Here is a 20,164-nt window from a genome sequence, read left to right on the forward strand (position 1 = left end):
ATACGCAGGCCTGGAACCCATGCGCAGGCATGGCCTGAAACGACGAAGCCCCGCCCCGCGTGAGCGGTGGCGGGGCTTGCGGCATAACGAAACCACGAGCGGGCCGGACTCAGGCACGACCCGCGCACGCTTTCGTTACGACAGCTTTTCCTTGATACGGGCAGACTTGCCGCTGCGCTCACGCAGGTAGTACAGCTTGGCCTGGCGCACGTCGCCGCGACGCTTGACCTCGACGGAGTCGACCAGCGGGCTGTAGGTCTGGAAGGTACGCTCGACGCCCACGCCGTGGGAGATCTTGCGCACGGTGAAGGCGGAGTTCAGGCCGCGGTTGCGCTTGCCGATCACCACGCCTTCGAAGGCCTGCAGACGCTCACGGTTGCCTTCCTTGACCTTGACCTGCACGATCACGGTGTCACCCGGGGCGAAATCCGGCACCTGCTTGCTCATCTGCTCGGCTTCGAGCGCCTGGATCACCTTGTTCTTGCTGCTCATGACAAAACTCCTCACTATTCGGCGCCGCCGCTCCTTGCAAATAAACGGCGGCGCGTGATCCCGGCGCCCGAGCCTGACTCGAGAGCGCGGGAGATGATGGGTGACGCAGGTCCACGATGCATGGCCCCCAGGGCTCAGCGCCTCGCGCCCTGCACCTCCGCCCTGTCACCTGACAGGGCGTATTCTTCGATGAACTCCTCGAGCAGCTTCTGCTGCTCGGCGCTCAACGTCCTGCCTTCCAGCAGGTCGGGGCGCCTCAGCCAGGTCCGCCCCAGCGACTGCTTGAGCCGCCAACGTCGGATCTCGCCATGATGGCCGCTGAGCAGCACCTCCGGCACCCGCCGCCCGTCGATCTCTTCGGGGCGCGTATAGTGCGGGCAGTCCAGCAGCCCCTCATTGAAGGAGTCCTCGACCGCGGAGTCCTGATGTCCCAGCACACCGGGAACCAGTCTTGCCGCGGCGTCGATCAGTACCATGGCCGGCAGCTCACCGCCGCTGAGCACATAGTCGCCGATCGACCACTCTTCATCGATGTCGCTCTCCACGATGCGCTCATCGATACCTTCGTAGCGCCCGGCCACCACCACCAGCGGGGGGCCGCAAGCCAGCTCGCGGGCACCCTGCTGGTCGAGCCTGCGCCCCTGGGGCGACAGGTAGATGACCCTGGGGCGCTGGCCGGTGGCCTCGCTCGCCCGCTGACGAGCGGCATGGATGGCCGCGCGCAGGGTGTCGACCTTCATCAGCATGCCGGGGCCGCCACCATAGGGCCGGTCGTCCACGGTGCGATGCCTGTCGGTGGCGTAGTCGCGCGGGTTCCAGAACTCCAGCGCCACTCGCCCCTGGCTGACCGCTCTCCCGGTGACACCGTGCCGGGCGATGGCCTCGAACATCTCGGGAAACAGCGATACCACACCGACCCACATGTCCGGTGCTGCGCTCGCCCCGGCCTCTGTCTCGAGGCTCAAAAGTCCGGGTCCCAGTCGACGGTCATGGTGCCACCCGCCAGATCCACCTCGACAATCACCTCGTCGGGCAGGAAGGGCAGCAGACGCTCACGATCGTCGATGGCCGGCGGCTCCCCCTGCGGGTTGCCCCTGACCACCAGCACGTCGTTGGCGCCGGTTTCGAACAGATAAGCGACACGCCCCAGCACCGTACCCTCGCGAGTCACGACCGTGAGCCCTTCGAGCTGGTGCCAGTAGTATTCGTCGCCTTCGAGCTGTGGCAGCTCGGTCTTGGGCAGCAGGATTTCGGCACCTGACACGCGCTCGGCGGCCTCGCGCGAATCGACGCCTTCCAGCAGGGCCACCAGGCCCTTGCCGTGACGCCGCCCCTGCAGCAGACGATGGCGACTCAGGGTGCCACCCTGGCGCAGCACCCACTCGGAGTACTCGAGGATGCCGTCCATCGGGCCGGTATGGGAGTAGACCTTGAGCCAGCCCTTGACGCCGTAGGGGCTGGTCAACTTGCCCAGCACTACATGGTCGTCGCGTTCGCTGCGTGCGGCCTGCTCGCTCATGACATCACCGAACTGCACAGGCTCAGGCCTGCTTGCGGGCTTCCTTGACCAGTTCGGCCACGCGGTCGGACATCTGTGCGCCCTGGTCCTGCCAGTGAGCAACGCGGTCCAGATCGACGCGCAGGCGCTCTTCCTGACCGCGAGCGATCGGGTTGAAGAAGCCCAGACGCTCGATGAAACGGCCGTCGCGGGAGTTGCGTGAATCGGTCACGGTCAGGTGGTAGAAGGGACGCTTCTTGGCGCCACCACGTGCCAGACGAATGGTAACCATGGCGTTGACTATCCTTCGGTTGAGGTTACGTTTAATACCGATGCGCCGGCCCCGGCGAACGGCCAGGGTACTCGGCTTCTGCCAGGAAAGCGGGTCCGTGGACCCGCTTTCGCGTCATTCGGTCACTTTCTTTGCAAGTGCTTTTACAAGCGTGCAGCCGGGCATTGCCACGGTCCTGCCATGAAGACGCAGCATTCTACGGAAATCAGCCCCGCTTTGAAACCCTTTTTCGAGCCTCTCGGGCACTGCCCATGGAATCGCCCCTCTCTGCCCCTCACTGCGTAAGCCACAGTGCGGCTCAGCGCCAGGGGAAGCCGCCGGGGCCGCCCATGCCGCCCATCCCGCCGCCGGGGCCACCCGGGCCGCCACCGCCCATCATGCCGGACATGCCGCGCATCATCTTCTGCATGCCGCCTTTCTTGCCTGCCTTCTTCATCATCTTCTGCATCTGCTTGTGCTGCTTGAGCAGACGGTTGAGATCGGGCACCTGGAGGCCTGCACCGGCAGCGATACGGCGCTTGCGCGAGCCGTTGATGATCTCGGGCTTGCGCCGTTCCTGAGGCGTCATCGAGTTGATCAGCGCCTCGAGCTTGCCCAGCTCCTTCTCGGGACCGGGCCCCTGGGCCAATTCGGCCATCTGCCCCATGCCCGGCAGCTTGCCGAGTAGCCCCCCCATGCCGCCCATTTTCTTGAGCTGCTGCAGCTGGTCGCGGAAGTCCTCGAGGTCGAAGCCCTCGCCCTTCTTGACTTTCTTGGCGAGCTGTTCGGCCTTCTTCTTGTCGACCGTGCGCTCGGCCTCCTCGATCAGCGACAGTACGTCGCCCATGCCGAGGATGCGCGATGCCACCCGATCCGGGTGGAAGGGCTCCAGGGCGTCGATTTTCTCGCCCACACCCATGAACTTGATCGGCTTGCCGGTGATGTGGCGCACCGACAGCGCAGCACCGCCGCGGGCGTCGCCGTCGGCCTTGGTCAGGATCACGCCGGTCAGCGGCAGCGCCTCGTGGAACGCCTTGGCCGTGTTGGCGGCGTCCTGACCGGTCATGGCGTCGACCACGAACAGGGTTTCCTGCGGCTGGCAGGTGCGGTGCAGCTCGGCGATCTCGGCCATCATGGCCTCGTCGATGGCCAAGCGGCCGGCGGTGTCGACGAGCACCACGTCATGGAACTGGATCTTGGCGTGCTTGATCGCCGCCTCGGCGATGGCCACCGGCTTCTGGTCGCTGCGCGAGGGGAAGAAGTCGACCCCGACCTCACCGGCCAGGGTCTCGAGCTGGTCGATGGCTGCCGGGCGATAGACGTCGGCGGAAACTACCAGCACCTTCTTCTTCTCACGCTCCTTGAGAAAGCGCGCCAGCTTGGCCACCGAGGTGGTCTTGCCCGCACCCTGCAGGCCGGCCATCAGCACTACCGCAGGGGAGCCCTTGAGCGAGAGCCCTTCGTTGGCCTCGCCCATGATCGCCTCGAGCTCCTGCTGGACGATCTTGACGAACTGCTGCCCCGGCGAGAGGCTCTTCGATACTTCCTGGCCCACAGCGCGCTCGCGCACGCGCTCGATGAAGGCCTTGACCACCGGCAGGGCGACGTCGGCCTCAAGCAGCGCCCGGCGCACTTCACGCAGGGTGTCCTTGATGTTGTCCTCGGTCAGGCGTGCCTGACCCTTGATGGACTTGAGCGTCTGGGAAAGGCGCTCGCTGAGGTTCTGGAACATAAGCCACTCCGGCTGTCAGGCTGTCGGCTCGGGGCGATGCCTCACGGAGTTCGGGAGGCATCTGCGACAAGGGGTCACATAGGTGGTGACACGCTGGCGCACGCTGAGGAAACAGCCCTGATAAAGCGGTTTGAAGAGTCTGGGCGACATTATACGCGCTGCGGCGGTCAGTCTCCATGCATGCGCTCCCCGTCCACGGCTGTGCGCCGCAGCGAGGATTGGGTATAGTGGCCTCGGCAGACTTCATCCACCCGAGAGGCACTGACGCTGGCGACGGCGCACGGACGACACTGATGCAGGCGCTTCCCCTGGCCCTCATGGCCTTCATCCTTTATCTGGGCGCAGCCTCCTGGCAAGGGCTCACGCTGCTGCGGCGCGTGCCGCAGCGTCCGGCTCTGGTTCGCGTGCTGGGTCTGATGGGGCTGCTGTTTCATCTGCCGGTGGCCTTCAAGCTGATCGACCAGAGCCCCGGCCTGATGCCCGGCCTCTCCACCAGCGCGGTGATGCTGACCGCCATCATGGTCATGCTGCTGCTCGGCGTGAGCCTGGCCAAGCCGGTGCTGAGCGTGGCCGTCGGACTGTTTCCGATCTCTGGCATCGCCCTGCTGCTGGCCGTTGGCCTGCCGAGCCCGGAGCGCACCGGTGGCATGACCCCGGGCATCGCCCTGCACGCCATGAGCTCGGCACTCGCCTTCGGCGTTCTCTTCATCGCTGCCTGTCAGGCGGTGTTGCTGGGGCTGCAGAATCATGCCCTGCGCCACCACCATACCCGCGGCGTGGTACAGGTATTGCCGCCGCTGACCACCATGGAGCGGGTGCTGTTCGAGCTGATCTGGGCCGGCATGGCGTTACTGACCCTGTCGATCCTAAGCGGCTTCGCCTTCGTCGAGAGTATGTTCGCCCAGCACCTGGCCCACAAGACCATCCTCTCGCTGGCGGCCTGGGTGATCTTCGCCATCCTGCTGGTCAGTCATCACATTCTGGGCTGGCGCGGCATGCGCGCCGTACGCTGGACCCTGGGCGGCTGCGCCGTACTGCTACTGGCCTATTTCGGCAGCAAGTTCGTGCTCGAAGTCATCCTCAACCGCACCTGAAGCGCAGGTCGCCTTGACACTGCCGGAGCGAATCCCTACAAACGGGGCTGACACGCCAGCGAGGATCCAACGACCTTGAGCGACGACTTCCCAGTGGGATTGCTGTTCGGCCTGCTTTTCCTGCTCATCTGCCTTTCCGCTTTCTTCTCGAGCTCCGAGACCGGCATGATGTCGATCAACCGCTATCGGCTCAATCACGAAGCCAACGGCGGCGACAGTCGAGCTCGTCGGGTCCTGCGGCTGCTGGCGCGCCCGGACCGGCTGATCGGCGTGATCCTGATCGGCAACAACCTGGTCAACAATCTGGCCGCCGCCATCGCCACCGTGCTGGCCATCCACTTCTTCGGCGAGGTCACCGGCCCCGCCATCGCCCCGCTGCTGCTCACCATCGTGATCCTGATCTTCGCCGAGGTCAGCCCCAAGACCTATGCGGCGATCAAGCCGGAGCGCATCGCCTACCCCGCCTCGCTGATATTGGAGCCCTTGCTCAAGCTGCTCTATCCGCTGGTGTGGCTGGTCAATGCGATCTCCAACGGCCTGCTCAAGCTGACCGGCATCAAGAGCATCGAAGGGGGCGGCGACAGCCTGACCCGCGACGAGCTGCGCACCGTGGTGCACGAGGCGGGCACGCTGATCCCCCATCGCCACCAGGCCATGCTGCTGTCGATCCTCGATCTGGAGAACGTCACCGTCAACGACATCATGGTGCCGCGCCACGAGGTGGTGGGCATCGACCTCGACGACGAGCTGGAGATCATCCTGACCCAGATCCGCACCAGCCAGCACACCCGCCTGCCGGTGTTCAAGGGCGACATCAATAACATCATCGGCATGCTGCACCTGCGCAATGCGGCACGCTTCCTGTCCCGGGATGAGGTGACCAAGGCCTCGATCGTGCAGGAGGCCCGCGAACCCTACTTCATTCCCGAGTCGACGCCGCTGCATACCCAGTTGCTCAACTTCCAGAAGCAGAAACGCCGCATCGGCATCGTGGTGGACGAGTACGGCGACGTGGAGGGGCTGGTCACGCTGGAGGACATTCTCGAGGAGATCGTCGGCGAGTTCACCACCGACGTGGCCGGGCAGGACCAGGAGATCCATCGCCAGGACGACGGCAGCCACGTGATCGACGGCACCGCCAACATCCGCGACATCAACCGTACCCTGGGCTGGAAGCTGCCCACCGATGGCCCCAAGACCCTCAACGGCCTTATCCTCGAGCACCTGGAAGCCTTCCCCGACGGCCCAGCCTGCCTGCAGATCGGTAGCGTACGCATGGAAATCATCGAGGTACGCGACAATTTGATCACCTCGGCGCGCTGCTGGCAGACGGTTCGAAGCAGCCGCCAGCGTCAGCCCTGATCAGCGCCTGGGAGCGCCAAGGCTGTGCCGGCAGGCCCAGCCGTCCGCCTCGCCCTTGAGTACGCGCACCTGCGCCTCCAGGCGCTCTCGCCGCGCTAGCCTGGGCGGAATCGGCTTGCCGAAATAGAGTGCCACCCGGGCCCGGAAGCGGTGCGGCCGTTTGGACAGTGCCGGGCCGTTGCAATGGGAGGTCCACGAGCCCCACAGGCCGGCCAGGCCGGCGGGAATCACCGGCACCGGGTCCCGGGCCAGAATCGTCTCCAGCCCGCGTCGGAAGGCATGTACCTCGCCATCCGGCGTCAGACGGCCTTCGGGGAACAGCATCACCACCTCGCCGCTGCGCAGTGCCCGGCTGACCTCCTCCAGCGCACGACGCACGCTACCGGGGTCGCGCCGGTCGGACTCCACCGGAATCGCTCCCACCAGGCGGAACAGCCAGTTGAGCCAGGGCGACTCGTAGATCGGGCGGTCCATCAGGAAGCGCAACGGGCGTGGGCTCGCGCCGCCGATCACCAGCGCATCCATGAAGCTGACATGGTTGCACACCACCACCGCCGCTCCCTTGGCGGGAATATGCTCGAGCCCGCGCAGGCGCAGCCGATAGCAGCAGTGGACCAGCAGAAAGATGAGATAGCGAATGACCGGACGCGGCTTGCGCACCATGTGCCAGCCGCCGGCGGTCAGCATGACGGCAAGCAGCCCGTACAGGACGAGATTCACGCGATATCGGACCTATGCTTCAGGCCGGCGAGGATGGTGGAGAGCAGTTGGTCGAGGAGCTCCGGCACCTCGAGCTGCTGCCCCTGCCAATAGCCCAGACGCTCATTGAGACCAAGCTGTACCAGACCGTGCACGCTGCCCCACAGGGTGCGCCCTAGGCGCCTGGCCTCGAGATCGCCAAGCGCCGGCTGATACTCCTTCAAGCCGTTCTCCACGCGCAGGAACAGTGCCTCGATCATGTCGGATTGGCGCTGGTCGAGCTCGCCCTCCTGGGCCAGCGGATAATCGAACAGTAGCTGCCAGCGGAACGGCTCGCGCTGGGCGAACTGCCAGTAGGCCAGCGCCAGGGAGCGCATCTGCCGTTCCGGCGCCACGCCCTCGGTCAGCGGCTCGATGACCATGCGCAGGCGCGCCAGCGTCTCGATGTTCACATGCTGCAGCAGGTTGCCGAAGCTGCCGTAGAGCTTGAGCAACGTACTCGGCGCACAGCCCACCTCACGCGCCAGGGCTCGCAGCGAGAGCGCGTGTACGGGATTGCTCTGCAGCCAGTCATCGCATGCTGCCATGACCTGGGCATGGAGCGCTTCGGGCGCATGCTGTCGGGGACGAGCCATCGAGTTCCTCGCAGAACGTTACCAATCTCGTGAGCGGATTACTTCGCACGGTAGCGTAGGATAGCGCACATCGAACACTGTTTTCGACCATTGCGAGTGAAGCCTTGTTCACTACCCCTCGACTTGGCTACCCTGACGCCACCCCGATACCCGGAGATTCCATGGCCGGCCGCCTGTACATTCCTCAGCTCGACCTCGCTCGACTGCTACCCGGGCTGCGCCAGGAGACTCCCCTGCTGACCGGCGCCAACGTGGCACCCAGGCGCACGCTGACGCATATTCGTCTGGAAGCGGACAGGACCTGCACGAGGCCAGTGTTCTGGGGGCTGACCCCCGCCTGGCTGAGCGTGCTCGACCACGCTCCCCACTGCGCACGCGCCGAATCCCTCGACGCTCGCCCCATGTTTCGCGAGGCCTTCGGCGCTCGCCGCTGCCTGGTACCGGTCGGTGGGATCTATCTGTGGAAGCTGCAGCCTCGCTTCAAGCAGCCGTTTCTGGTCACCCGGGTCGATCGCGCCCCGCTGCTGCTGGCGGGCATCTGGTGCCGCTACCATACGACGCTGACCGAACACACCGACTCGATGGCGCTGGTGACGGTGTCGACCAACGATTTCCTGGCTCCGCTGGGCGACCGGCTGCCGGCGCTGATCGCTGCCGACGACGCCCAGCGCTGGCTCGACCCGGGCACGCCGACGGAAGCGGCGCGGGCACTGCTGCGTCCCGCGCCAAGGGAACTGTTGGGCGCCTTTCCGGTATCAAGAAGGGTCAACGATCCCAACAACCAGGATCCCGCCTGCGCACACCCCACAGGCCCCATGTTGCGCTGGAACGAACAGGAGACATGATGCTCACGCCCCAACCGACTCTGCCAGACCGTGACCCTCGGCGCCCTCTGCCCTGGCTTGCCGGCCTGCTGCTTACCGGCCTGCTGCTCCCGGGTCTGGCCCAGGCGCAACAGGCCGAGGAAGCGGCACATGGCTACGAAGAGGCCATCGAGGAGGTCGTCGAGCCTCACGTCAGCCCCCATGACGACCGTGACTACCGGGTGCTGACGCTCGAGAACGGCCTGACCGCCCTGCTGGTCAGCGACGTGACGGCCGACCGCGCCGCCGCCTCGATGAACGTCGGCGTGGGTAGCGCCCAGGATCCGGACGATCTGGCCGGCCTGGCGCACTTCCTCGAACACATGCTGTTCCTCGGCACCGAGCCCTTCCCCGAAGCCGATGCCTACCAGGGCTATCTGCGCCGTCACGGAGGCAGCCACAACGCCTTCACCGCGCCGCAGGACACCAACTACTTCTTCGAGGTCGAACCCGCCGCGCTGCCCGGCGCTCTGGATCGCTTCAGCCAGTTCTTCCTCACGCCGCTGTTCAATGCCGATCAGTTGGAGAGCGAGCGCAATATCGTGCACTCGGAGTACATGGCGCGCATCCGCGACGATGGCCGCCGCGAAAACGACGTGCTCAACCAGGTGCTCAACCCCGCCAACCCCACCACGGGCTTCTCGGTGGGCAGCCGTGAGACCCTGGCCGACCCGCCCGCCGGCGAGCCGACCCTGCGCGAGCGGGTGATCGAGTTCTACGAGCGCTACTATGACGCCAACGTCATGCACCTGACGCTGGTGGGCCCGCAGCCGCTGGACGAGTTGGAAGCCATGGTGGCCGAGCGCTTCGCCGAGATTGCCGATCGCGGCCTGGAGCGTCCGGTGATCGAGGAGCCGCTGATCGACGAGACGGCGCTGCCGCGCCATGTGGAGCTGCAATCGGTGCGTGACAGCCGCCATGTGCGCTTCATGTTCCCGGTGCCGGATTCGCTCCAGCACTATCGCCACAAGCCCGCCGACTACCTCGCCCATCTGCTCGGCCACGAGGGCGAAGGCAGCCTGTTCGCGGTACTTCGCGACGCCGGCCTAGCCGACGGTCTTTCCGCCGGCGTGGGACGCGGCGACGAGCGCCACGCGCTGTTCACCGTCAGCGTCAGCCTGACCCCGGCCGGGGCCGAGCGCATCGACGAGATCGAGGCCACGCTCTTTGCCGCCATCGAGCAGATCCGCGAGCAGGGCCTGGAGGCCTGGCGCTACGACGAGCAGGCCCAGCTCGCCGAGCAGCAGTTCCGCTTCCAGCAGCACGGCTCACCGCTGCAGAGCGCCATGCGACTGGCCATGAACCTGGCACGCTTCCCGGTGGAAGACGTGCAGTACGCCGCCTATCGCATGGACGGCTTCGAGCCCGAACTGATCGCCACCTATCTCGACGCCCTGCGCCCCGAGCTGCTGCTGCGGGTTTACAGCGGCCCCGAGGTGGAGGGCGAGCAGACGTCACCCTGGTTCAATACGCCCTGGCGCGAAGTAGAGCCCGAGGCGAGCACCTCTCAGCCTCTGGCAGGCCTCGCCCTGCCGGCGGCGAACCCGTTCATCGCCGAGGACCTGGCCCTGCTCGACGCGCAGGACGAGCGACCCGCGCAGCTGCTGGAAGAGCCGGGCTTCGAGCTCTGGCACATGGCCGATGCCAGCTTCAACACACCCAAGGTGGAGTGGCGCTTCAGCCTGCAGAACCCCACGGCCAGCAGCGACCCGCAGCATGCCGTCCTGGCCCACCTGCTGGCAGGCTGGCTGGACGACAGCCTCAACGAGGAGTTCTATGCGGCGCGACTGGCCGGCCACGATGTCGAGGCCTATCCCCATGCCCGCGGCATCACGCTGGCCTTTGCCGGCTGGCGCGACCGTCAGGACCGGGTGATGCGTCGCACTCTGGAGCAGCTGCGCGACGGCGACATCGACGAGGCCAGCTTCGAGCGGGTGCGTTACCGCCTGCAACGCGAATGGCGCAATGCCCCGCAGGCGGCGCTGTTCCGCCAGGGTCATCGCACCCTGGCCGAAGCCTTGATGCGTCCTCAGTGGCCGACCCAGAGCCTGCTCGACGCCAGCCGCGAGCTGACGGTGGACGATCTGCGCACCTTCCGCGACACCTTCCTCGGCGAGCTGCGCCTGCAGGCGCTGGCCCTCGGCAACCTGGATGGCGAACTGGCCAAGCGCGAGGGGCGGCTGGTCGCCGAAATGCTGGCCCCCACGCTGGAGAAAGAGGCGATCCCGGACCTGACGCCGCTACGCATCGATGAGGCGCTGCCCATCCTGCACCCGCATACGACGCGCGAGGAGTCGCTGGTGCTGCGCTATCTGCAGGGCAGCGACCGCTCTCTCGACAGTCAGGCGCGCCTGGCGGTACTAGGGCAGTTGATCGACACGCCCTTCTATCAGCGCCTGCGTACCGAGGAGCAGTTGGGCTATGTGGTCAGCGCCGGCTACTCGCCGCTGCTGGACGCCCCGGGGCTCAGCCTGCTGGTACAGTCCCCCGATGTCACCAGCGACGAGATCAAGCAGCACATCGACGCCTTTCTGGTGGAGTTCGGCCAGAGCCTGACGGCGCTGGATGACGCCGACCTGGCCGCCTACCGTCAGGCCGTGCATGACGGCCTGCTGCAGCGCGACACCAGCCTTGCAGGGCTGACCAACCGCCTGTGGCGCGCGCTGTCGTTCGGCGATACCGGCTTCGATCGTCGCGAGCGGCTGGCTCAGCGCGTCTTGACGGTGACGGCCGACGATCTGCGCGAGACCTGGCCGAGCCTGACCGAGCGCTCCATCGCCACCATCGCTTACGATCCGGGCGACGAGCCCAGCGACGTTGCCGCCCTCACCCGGCACCTGGAGCCGTTGCCGGAAGCCGACGACTGAAAACGCACCGTAGAACGCACTGCGCCCGGCCATTGGCCGGGCGCAGTCATGTGTGGCCGTACGTCAGCCGAAGGCCTGAGCGGGCATCATCGCTTCCACATGCATCACCAGCTCCTCGAGAATCGCCCGGTCGCGGTCGCTCAGCGCCACCTGATTGAAGCGCTCGATCTCACGGGCGAAGTCCCTCAGGGTGAAACCGGCCACGGCAGCATCGTTCAGACGATCCCAGCGATACGCCTCCCAGCGCGCCTGCTCCTCGCTGCTCAGGGTGTCGGGATAGCTGCGCGCGCGATAGCGGAACAGCATCTCCTCCAGCCGGGGATCCTGAAAGGCAAAACGCGCATCGACCAGATCCCAGGGCGAGGCGTCACGCACCCGCTGCATCTCCTGGCGATCGGCGGGGGAGAAGAAGCCGCCGCTGTAGAGCATCAGGTCGGGATCGTGGGGGCCATCGGGCGGCGCCTGAGCGAACACCTCGGCGGCCTTGCCCCCAACCTCGGGACTGGCCATCAGGCGCTTCCAGTTGGCCCGACAGGCTGCCAGGTCGAGCCCTAGACGCTCGACGATCTCGCCGTATTCGCCCTGGCGCGGACCCTCGACGTCCTTGAGCGCCGCCGCGGGCAGGATCACCGGGCTGCGATTGATGTGGATGACCTTGAGCGGGATGCGCGCCTCGCCCTCGGCGAGGTCGTCGCTGCTGACGAACACGCGCTGGCGGATCTGCTCGGCGCTCATCTCGATCAGCGCCTGAGGCTCCACCGAGAGGTCGTAGACGATCACGCCGTTGGGGTTGGTGGGATGCTCCGCCAGCGGCATCACCAGCGCGCTGCAGCCGCGGCTGGCCGGATAGCGCCGCGACACGTGCAGCACCGGCTTGCGCCCCGGCACATCGAGACGCTTGGCCACCTCGCGCTTGCTGCGCAGCGCCAGCAGGTAATCGAACAGGCGTTCATTGCGCTGTCGGAGCAGCCGCGCCAGGGCAATGGTGGCGCGCACGTCGGCTACCGCATCGTGGGCGCCCTCGTGGGCGATGCCGTTGGCAGCGGTCAGATCCTCGAGGCGGAAGCTGGGCGAGCCGTCCTCACGCTTCGGCCAGGCGATGCCCGCGGGGCGCAGAGCATGGAAAGCGCGCACCGCATCGATCAGGTCCCAGCGCGAGTTGCCGTTCTGCCACTCCCGGGAGTAGGGATCGAGCAGGTTGCGGTAGAACAGGCAGCGGCTCACCTCGTCATCGAAGCGCAGCGAGTTGTAGCCCAACGCACAGGTGCCGGGTTCGCTCATCAGCGCGTGGATGCGTCCGGCGAACTCCGCCTCGGGCAGACCGCGGCGACGCGCCTGCTGCGGCGTGATACCGGTGATCAGGCACGCCTGCGGGTGGGGTAGATAGTCGTCCGCCGGTTTGCAGAACAGCTCGACCGGCTCGCCGAGCTCGTTGAAATCGCTATCGGTACGGACTGCGGCAAACTGCGAAGGGCGATCGCGCCGCGGGTCGGCGCCGAAGGTTTCGTAGTCGTGCCACAGGAAGGTCATCGGGGCGGCATCTGGCTTCGCCATGGGCGCGGTGTCTCCTGACTGCGTCCTGAGCGGCACAGCCTAACACAGCCCCGCGGACGACTCAGCCGAGGAAGCAGCGGGCACCGCTCGTACGACTAGCGAGTCGCAGCCGGACTCGTTCAGCCGCCGTCTAACTGCGCGGCAGCGTGACGTTGAGTTCCAGCACCGAACAGTTGTCTTCACTGTCCAGGCTGATGTTGATGGCGTCGTCGTCCACCTGGACGTAACGGCGAATCACCTCGAGCAGCTCCTTCTCCAGCATCGGCATGTAGTCGGGCTGGCCACGCTGGCTGCGCTGATGCGCGACGATGATCTGCAGCCGCTCCTTGGCTACCGAGGCGGTCTTCTTTCGTTCTCGCTTCAGAAACTCCAGCAACTTCACCGGCGACCTCCTCCGAACATACGGCTCAGCAGGCTCTTCTTCTGGAACTCGTGGAAGCGCAGCGGCACTTCCTCTCCGAGTAGACGCGAGACGGTATCCATGTAGGCTTGCCCCGCATCGCTGTTGTCATCGTGGGTCACGGGCACGCCCTGGTTGGAAGCGCGCAGCACCGCCTCGGATTCAGGAATCAGGCCGATCAGGTCGATGGCCAGGATTTCCCGGATATCGTCGAGGTTGAGCATGTCACCGTGATCGACCCGCGCCGCGTTGTAACGCGTGATCAGCAGGTGCTCCTTGACCGGATCCTCGCCGCGCTCGGCGCGCCGCGTCTTGGAGGCGAGCAGCCCCAGGATGCGATCGGAATCGCGCACCGAGGAGACCTCGGGGTTGGTGACCACGATTGCCTCATCGGCGTAGTACATGGCCAACTGGGCACCGCGCTCGATGCCGGCCGGGGAATCGCACAGGATGTAGTCGAAATCCTTACCCAGGTTTTCGAGCACCCGCTCGACGCCCTCGGAGGTCAGCGCATCCTTGTCGCGGGTCTGGGAGGCCGGCAGGATGTGCAGGTTGTCGACTCGCTTGTCACGAATCAGGGCCTGATTGAGTCCGGCTTCGCCCTGGATCACGTTGACCAGGTCGTAAACCACGCGACGCTCGCAGCCCATGATGAGATCGAGGTTGCGCAGCCCCACGTCGAAGTCGATGACAACGGTCTTGTTGCCTCGCAGCGCAAGCCCAGTGGCGATGGCCGCTGCGCTGGTGGTCTTGCCGACCCCTCCCTTGCCTGAGGTCACTACGATGATCTTGGCCAAGTTACACATTCCTTTGAATGGACGATGGATGACGAAAATAGAGCGCGGCGCGACTAGACCAGCGAGGTGATGCCCAACTGGGCATCGCGCAGCACGACCTGCACCGAGGAGCCAAGCAGGTGCGGGTCGATGTCTTCGAGACGCTTGTAGGTGCCTGCCACCGAGAGCAGCTCGGCGCGCAGTTCACGGCAGAAGATACCCGCGTCGGTATCGCCATGAATGCCGGCCAGCGCACGACCGCGCAGGGCGCCATAGACATGGATACTGCCCGCTGCCAGCACTTCGGCACCCGCGTTGACGGCCCCGATGACCACCAAATCGCCTTCCGGAGCGCTGACCTGCTGGCCGGAACGCACCGTGCCGCGATAGATACGACCGCCGCTTGCCACTCCGGGTTGCTTCGCCGCCTCCGGTGCCGGCGCTTCGGTAGATGGCACCTCCTCGAGCGTGCGAGCCCGCGTGGCATCGGTGGGCGGGAACCAGCCCAGCCCCAGCGCCCAGGCCGACTGCTTGACGGGATCGGCACCACCGCGCACGGCCACCGGCAACAGCTTGTGGGTGCGACACACGGCACAGATTCGCTCCAGGGCCAGGTGGGGCTCATCCAGCTTTTCTACGCTGAGAACGACAGGTGTATGCTGAAAGAATGCGGGGGATTGGCTGAGCTTGCCTGACAGCTGCTCACGGATGCGTTCGGGGTCGGCGCTTGCCAACTCCATGACCGTCATGGGCAGCATGCCCCCCTTGAAGGTGAATGCCATCTCTGCCCTGTCCACTTTGAGGCTCATTGCCGGACTCCACTGGGGTGTTGTCGGGTCGTGGGACTAAAGCTAAGCGACTCCCATCCCCCCTGCAACTGGTGATACGGCCAGCCGCAGCCCTCCGGCGCCTGCCGACATTTGCCGATACTGACCGATGCTTGCCCGCACCCTGCTGTTCCGACGGACTTTTCCACAGCGGCGGCGCGTGCTTAGATAACATACATTAGTCGAAAGACGCCACCTCGACAGCAATAAAAACGGCCTGCGCAGCCTGGCCGCTGCGCCTCTCAATCTCAGGATGCCCCATGCCCGGATTCCTCAGCCGCCTCTTCGCCCCACGCTGGCGGCACCCCGATGCCCAGATTCGACGACAGGCCATCGCCCGGCTCGACCCGGCTCGACCCGACCAGCGCCAGGCGCTGGAAGCGCTGTGCCTCGATGCGGACGCCTCGGTCCGCCGGGCGGCGCTTGACAGGATCGACTCGGTCGACACCCTGCTTGCCCTGGTGCAGCGCCAGCCGGATCAGCCCGAGCTGCTGGGGCGCCTGGTCGCTCTGATCACCGGGCAGGCCGGCAGCCTGGACCTCTCCCAGCGCCTGCGCTACGTGGCATCCATCGACAACCGCGTCCTACTTTCGCGAGTGGCCCTGGAGGGTGACAACCAGCAGCTGCGGCTGGCCGCCGTGGAGCGTTTATCGGCAGAAGAGGACTTGGTCGAACAGGCCTGCGAGAACGGCATTGCCGCCGTACGCCATGCCGCAGCCGCCCGCGTGACCAGCGAAGAGGGCCTTCAGCGTCTGGCCCAGCAGGCGCGCCGGGATCGTCAGGTCATGCGCCAGGCGCGTGAACGCCTGAACCGACTACGTAACGATGCGGCCACGCTGGCAGCGGCACGCGAGCAGCGGGAAAGTCTGCTGATGAAGCTGGAGGCCCACGCCCGCGCGCCCTGGGAGCCCCTCTATGCCGGCCGCTTCCGCCACTTGGTGCGTGCCTGGGAAGCGCTCGGCGACCTGCCCGACGCCGCACAGGAGCGTCGCTTCCAGGATGCCAGCTTGGGTTGCCGCAAGACCCTCTCGGATCACGAGGCCCGCGAGCACGCCAACGCTGCGACCGACCGACGCCGCGAGCAGGCCGCCGAAGCACGCGAGTCGCTGCTCGAAGCGCTGGAAGAGAGCCTTGCCGGCCTGCCACGCGGCGACCGCCTTACCAGCCAGGACATCGCCAGCCTGCGCTCTCAGAAGATCCTGCTGGCCAATCGCTGGCAGACCCTCTCGGACCTGCACGTGACCGACGCAGCGCTGCGCAAGCGCTATGACGCGATTCTGGCGGACTATGACCATGTGCTGCGGACCTGGGAGCGCTTCGAAGCGCATGCCGCCGACATCGAACGGGCGCTGCAGGAACAGGACGTCGAATCTCTGACCAGCGCCGTCGAAGCCTGCCAATGGCCGAACGAGCTGCCACCTCCGCCGCCGCTGACCCGTGCCCGGCTGCTGCTGGCAGGCCAGGAGCATGCAACGGAAGAGGGACAGGAGGCGCGGCTCGCGCGCTTTACCCAAGACCTCGAGCAGCTCGAAAGACTGTTGGATCGCGGCGAGTTCAAGGGTGCCAGTCGCCTGCACCAGAGCCTGAAACACCGCGCCGACACCCTGCCTTCGGCGAAGCTGCACCCGCATCAAGCGATGCTCAAGCGGCTCGGCGCTCGCCTGGCCGAACTGCGCGACTGGCGTGGCTACGTTGCCGGCCCCAAGCGCGAGCAGCTGTGTCAGGCCATCGACCAATTGGCCGACGACAACGGCATCACGGATGCCGAACTCGACCGCCGCCACCGTCAACTGGTGAGAGACTGGAAGGAGCTGGGCGATGCCGCGGCCAGCCGCGAGCTCTCCGAGCGCTTCCGCAGCGCCTCCGACCGCATACACGAGCGCCTGGCACCCTGGCATGAACGGCAGGCCGAGGAACGGATACGCAATCTCGAGGCGCGTACCAGCCTGTGCGAACAGCTCGAAGCCCTGCTCGACGCCCCTGCCAACGATGCCGACCCGGATGCCCTGCGGCATATCCGCGACCAGGCGCGTGAAGAGTGGCGTCGCCATTCGCCGGTGCCGCGCGATCAGGCGCAGGCCATCGGACGACGCTTCGGCCGCATTCGCTTCGCCTTGCAGGGACTCATCGACCAGCGCGCCAAGGAAGTCGCCGACGCCAAGCGCACCCTCGTCGACGAGGCGCACGCTCTCATCGAGCAAAAGATGCCTTCTGACACACGGGCCGAGAAAGCCAAGGCGCTTCAGCAGCTCTGGCGCGAGCTCGGTCGCGCGCCGCGCGGGGAGGAGCAGACGCTGTGGCGCGAATTCCGCACAGCCTGCGACCAGATCTTTGCCATGCGTGAGGCTCAGCGCGATGACCGTGCCCAGCAGGCGCGTCAGCGCCTGGACGACATGCAGGTGCTCATCGACCGCCTGGACGCCTGGCAGCCCAGCCGCTCCAGCGACGGCCACGTGCTGGAGCAGGCGATCGAGCATGCCACGGCGCTGGAGCCGCTCCCTTCTGGGCGCCGCACGGAAGGCATGCGCCGGCGCTGGAGCGGCATCGTGCGCACACGGCGCGAGCGACTGGCACGCCTGGCCGTGGTGGAAGAAGTACAGCGCTGGCAGGCCTTCCGGCCGCTACTCGATGCCCACCTGAGCGCCGATGCCGACTGGCTCGAGAACGACGTCATGACCGAGGTCCCCCTCGACTCCGCCGCATCGCTACCCGAAGACATGCGCCGTGCGCATGAGCAGCGTAACGCCGCCAGGAGAAATCCGCCCTCCGCCGAAGAGGTTCAGGAACAGCTGGCGCGCCTGCGCGTGCACCTCTCACTGCTGGCCATGGGGCGGGTCAGTCAGCATGACGAACCGCTGCGCCTGGCCATTCAGGTCGAGCGTCTCAATGAAGGCCTGGGGCGCGACCTGAGTCAGGCCGAAGAAGTCCGCATCGTGCTACGCAACCTGCTGGCCACCGGGCCGGTCTCCCCCGAGCAGTGGCAGCGCGAGGTGGGAGAGTTCGATTCGCTGCTGGCACGCCTGACGCGCCTGCCGCCGCCCTGACCGCTGCGCACGGACACGAAAAAGGGAGGCCCACGCCTCCCTCAATCCTGCCGACTCCCTCAGCCCATGAACTGGCCACCGTTGATGTCGATGTTGGCGCCGGTAATGAAACCCGACTCCTTGTCGGCCAGGAATACCACCAGTCTGGCGATCTCCTCCGGTGTGCCGTAGCGCTTCACGGGGATCGTCTCGCGAATCGCTTCCCGCACGTTCTCGGGAATCTTCATGATCATGTCGGTGGCGATGTAGCCGGGCGACACGGTATTGACGGTGATGCCCTTGGTAGCGGTCTCCTGGGCCAGCGCCATGGTCAGGCCGTGCATGCCGGCCTTGGCCGCCGAGTAGTTGACCTGACCGAACTGACCCTTGCGGCCGTTGATCGAGGAGATGTTGATGATGCGCCCATACTTCTGCTCGAGCATGCCCTCGATGACGCTGCGGCAGGTGTTGAATACGGTATTGAGGTTGGTATCGATGACTTCGTGCCACTGCTCGGGCGTCATTTTCTTCATCGTGCCGTCGCGCGTGATGCCGGCACAGTTGACCAGAACGCTGATCGGCCCGTGGGCCTCTTCGATCTCCCTGGCTCCGGCTTCACACGCCTGATAGCTGGTGAGATCCACACCTGACAAGGAAATGTTGTCGAATCCATCGGCCTTTTGGGTCTCGAGCCAGGTCTTGGCCTTCTCCGGGTTGTGGTATCCCGCCACCACGTGGTAGCCCGCTGCCGCCAGTGCGCGGCAAATCGACGAACCGATCCCCCCGGTTCCGCCAGTGACCCACGCTACGGGTGCTGATTGAGTCATATTCCACCTCCCTGATTCATGACGCTTGTATTCGCAGTGCTTGGCCTGGCGCAGCAGGCCAGCCACAACAGGATGCTGGCAGAAGGCATCGCCTTCAAGTTGCTCCCTAATGATTATGGACACATGCGCTGCGCTTGCACTAACAACGTCCCCCACCTTGACACAGCGCAGAAAAAGCGTAGAATTCGCCTCACGTTGATGCGGGGTGGAGCAGTCTGGTAGCTCGTCGGGCTCATAACCCGAAGGTCGTCGGTTCAAATCCGGCCCCCGCTACCAAGTTCGAAAAAGCCGAGGCCAAAAGCCTCGGTTTTTTATTGCCCGCACGGGCGCTGCACCGACGAGCGTCGGCTCGCTCTCGATTCAAGGTCAGCGGCCCCCGCAACCAAGTTCGAAAAAACCGAGGCCATAAGCCTCGGTTTTTCATTGCACGCACGGGCGCTGAACCGACGACCGTCGGTTCGCTCTCCCTTCAGGGTCAGCAGCCGCCGCTACCCGATGCGAAAGCCGAGGCCACAAGCCTCGGCTTTATATTGCCCGTTAGAAAACATGATGCTTCAAGGCAGATCACGCGCTACCAACGCTATGCTGCGGTCATCGCCGCTGGTGCCGCGGCAGAAGTTCTCGCTGTAGAAGCGACGAATCAGGTCGCGCTGGCGCAGCTTGCCCCGGCGCAGATCGTCGAGCCAGTGGCTGAGCTGTCCTGAGACCTGCCCGCCGTCGAAGGCAACCAGCTTCTCGGCGGCGCCGTCGCTCATCAGGGCGATGCCGGTCAAAGCCGTCGTCGTCTCGATGCCGTACTGCACCTGCTCGAAGGCCAGGCGTTCATCGACGAAGAGGGTCTGGTTGGCAAACTCCCCCTTGCCGCGCTCGCCCAGCGTGCAGAGTCTGGGCATCAGCTCGGCCTCCTCATCCACAGCGTCCTGTGTCTCTTGCGCAGCGCTCACCGGCACCGCGCGCTCCAGCACCAGCTCGCCATCGCCCACCTTGAGCCACAGCAGTCTCTCGCGGCCGATCAGCGCCAGCAGCAGCGTGCAGCGCAGGTCGCGCACCGGCCGGCACTGCTCGGCCGCCCGATCGTGCAGCGTGCCCTTGGCATGGCGCACCAGCAGCCCGGCCAGCTGCGCCACGGCATCGGCCGTGGGCGCTTCGCGACCATCGAGCAGCCAGGCCAGCTGGGTCTCCAGCGTATCGGCCAGCCGCAGCATGGCACTGACCAGGGTGCGCGCACCGAGATCCGAGGCCGG

Annotated in this window: 18 protein-coding genes and 1 tRNA gene; 6 read left to right on the top strand and 13 right to left on the bottom strand. The window is 66.0% G+C overall.

Annotated features, from left to right (window positions below; genetic code table 11):
• Positions 1–135 precede the first annotated feature (135 nt).
• From rplS to ffh, 5 genes are all read right to left on the bottom strand, one after another.
• Entirely contained in the window at positions 136–492 is a 357-nt protein-coding gene (gene rplS / locus B8115_RS22940) for a 50S ribosomal protein L19 (protein WP_010630212.1), read from the bottom strand.
• A 134-nt stretch (positions 493–626) separates the two neighbouring features.
• Positions 627–1,415 (bottom strand): tRNA (guanosine(37)-N1)-methyltransferase TrmD, encoded by a 789-nt coding sequence (trmD, locus tag B8115_RS22945; RefSeq protein WP_010630213.1) that lies wholly within the window; start codon positions 1,413–1,415, stop codon positions 627–629.
• A gap of 38 nt (positions 1,416–1,453) precedes the next feature.
• Complete coding sequence (rimM, locus tag B8115_RS22950) at positions 1,454–2,011, bottom strand: ribosome maturation factor RimM (RefSeq protein ID WP_026038340.1); 558 nt, start codon at positions 2,009–2,011, stop codon at positions 1,454–1,456.
• 22 nt (positions 2,012–2,033) lie between these two features.
• Positions 2,034–2,282 (bottom strand): 30S ribosomal protein S16, encoded by a 249-nt coding sequence (gene rpsP, locus B8115_RS22955; RefSeq protein WP_010630215.1) that lies wholly within the window; start codon positions 2,280–2,282, stop codon positions 2,034–2,036.
• Positions 2,283–2,580: 298 nt separating this feature from the next.
• Positions 2,581–3,993, bottom strand: a complete 1,413-nt coding sequence (gene ffh, locus B8115_RS22960) for a signal recognition particle protein (protein ID WP_010630216.1) — start codon at positions 3,991–3,993, stop codon at positions 2,581–2,583.
• Between the two features lie 293 nt (positions 3,994–4,286).
• Here ffh and B8115_RS22965 point away from each other — a divergent pair, with 293 nt between their 5' ends.
• On the top strand, positions 4,287–5,087 hold the full coding sequence (locus B8115_RS22965; protein WP_010630217.1) for an inner membrane protein YpjD: 801 nt from the start codon (positions 4,287–4,289) through the stop codon (positions 5,085–5,087).
• Positions 5,088–5,162: 75 nt separating this feature from the next.
• Entirely contained in the window at positions 5,163–6,449 is a 1,287-nt protein-coding gene (locus B8115_RS22970) for an HlyC/CorC family transporter (RefSeq protein ID WP_010630218.1), read from the top strand.
• Here the strand turns inward: B8115_RS22970 and B8115_RS22975 are convergent, their stop codons facing one another.
• Together B8115_RS22975 and B8115_RS22980 are read right to left on the bottom strand one after the other, a co-directional pair.
• On the bottom strand, positions 6,450–7,169 hold the full coding sequence (locus tag B8115_RS22975; RefSeq protein ID WP_010630219.1) for a 1-acyl-sn-glycerol-3-phosphate acyltransferase: 720 nt from the start codon (positions 7,167–7,169) through the stop codon (positions 6,450–6,452).
• Positions 7,166–7,783, bottom strand: a complete 618-nt coding sequence (locus tag B8115_RS22980; protein ID WP_010630220.1) for a TetR/AcrR family transcriptional regulator — start codon at positions 7,781–7,783, stop codon at positions 7,166–7,168. The genes B8115_RS22975 and B8115_RS22980 overlap by 4 nt, the downstream gene beginning before the upstream one ends.
• A gap of 161 nt (positions 7,784–7,944) precedes the next feature.
• On the opposite strand from B8115_RS22980, the gene B8115_RS22985 reads away from it, so the two are divergent.
• Together B8115_RS22985 and B8115_RS22990 are read left to right on the top strand one after the other, a co-directional pair.
• Complete coding sequence (locus B8115_RS22985; protein WP_010630221.1) at positions 7,945–8,628, top strand: SOS response-associated peptidase; 684 nt, start codon at positions 7,945–7,947, stop codon at positions 8,626–8,628.
• On the top strand, positions 8,625–11,513 hold the full coding sequence (locus tag B8115_RS22990; RefSeq protein WP_010630222.1) for an insulinase family protein: 2,889 nt from the start codon (positions 8,625–8,627) through the stop codon (positions 11,511–11,513). Before B8115_RS22985 ends, B8115_RS22990 begins: the two co-directional genes overlap by 4 nt.
• Positions 11,514–11,576: 63 nt before the next feature.
• On the opposite strand, the gene sbcB is transcribed toward B8115_RS22990, so the two are convergent.
• The 4 genes from sbcB to minC form a co-directional block, all read right to left on the bottom strand.
• The gene (sbcB, locus tag B8115_RS22995) at positions 11,577–13,067 is read right to left on the bottom strand and encodes an exodeoxyribonuclease I (protein ID WP_010630223.1); all 1,491 of its coding nucleotides are present in this window, start codon (positions 13,065–13,067) and stop codon (positions 11,577–11,579) included.
• 130 nt (positions 13,068–13,197) lie between these two features.
• On the bottom strand, positions 13,198–13,449 hold the full coding sequence (gene minE / locus B8115_RS23000; RefSeq protein WP_010630224.1) for a cell division topological specificity factor MinE: 252 nt from the start codon (positions 13,447–13,449) through the stop codon (positions 13,198–13,200).
• A complete protein-coding gene (minD, locus tag B8115_RS23005) occupies positions 13,446–14,264 on the bottom strand; it encodes a septum site-determining protein MinD (RefSeq protein WP_010630225.1) in 819 nt (272 codons plus the stop codon). The genes minE and minD overlap by 4 nt, the downstream gene beginning before the upstream one ends.
• A 53-nt stretch (positions 14,265–14,317) precedes the next feature.
• Positions 14,318–15,052: a septum site-determining protein MinC gene (gene minC, locus B8115_RS23010; RefSeq protein WP_010630226.1), complete on the bottom strand. Its 735-nt coding sequence runs from the start codon at positions 15,050–15,052 to the stop codon at positions 14,318–14,320.
• A 278-nt stretch (positions 15,053–15,330) separates the two neighbouring features.
• Between minC and B8115_RS23015 the strand changes: the two genes are divergently transcribed.
• Positions 15,331–18,114, top strand: a complete 2,784-nt coding sequence (locus tag B8115_RS23015; protein WP_010630227.1) for a DUF349 domain-containing protein — start codon at positions 15,331–15,333, stop codon at positions 18,112–18,114.
• Positions 18,115–18,173: 59 nt separating this feature from the next.
• Here the strand turns inward: B8115_RS23015 and phbB are convergent, their stop codons facing one another.
• On the bottom strand, positions 18,174–18,920 hold the full coding sequence (phbB, locus tag B8115_RS23020; RefSeq protein WP_026038341.1) for an acetoacetyl-CoA reductase: 747 nt from the start codon (positions 18,918–18,920) through the stop codon (positions 18,174–18,176).
• Positions 18,921–19,119: 199 nt separating this feature from the next.
• Here phbB and B8115_RS23030 point away from each other — a divergent pair.
• Positions 19,120–19,196, top strand: a tRNA-Met gene (locus B8115_RS23030).
• A 278-nt stretch (positions 19,197–19,474) separates the two neighbouring features.
• On the opposite strand, the gene B8115_RS23035 is transcribed toward B8115_RS23030, so the two are convergent.
• A partial coding sequence (locus B8115_RS23035) for a protein phosphatase 2C domain-containing protein (RefSeq protein ID WP_010630229.1) occupies positions 19,475–20,164 on the bottom strand: 690 nt, incomplete at its 5' end.

Origin of the sequence: Halomonas sp. KM-1 (genome assembly GCF_000246875.1) — a bacterium.
GTDB lineage: Bacteria > Pseudomonadota > Gammaproteobacteria > Pseudomonadales > Halomonadaceae > Halomonas > Halomonas aerodenitrificans.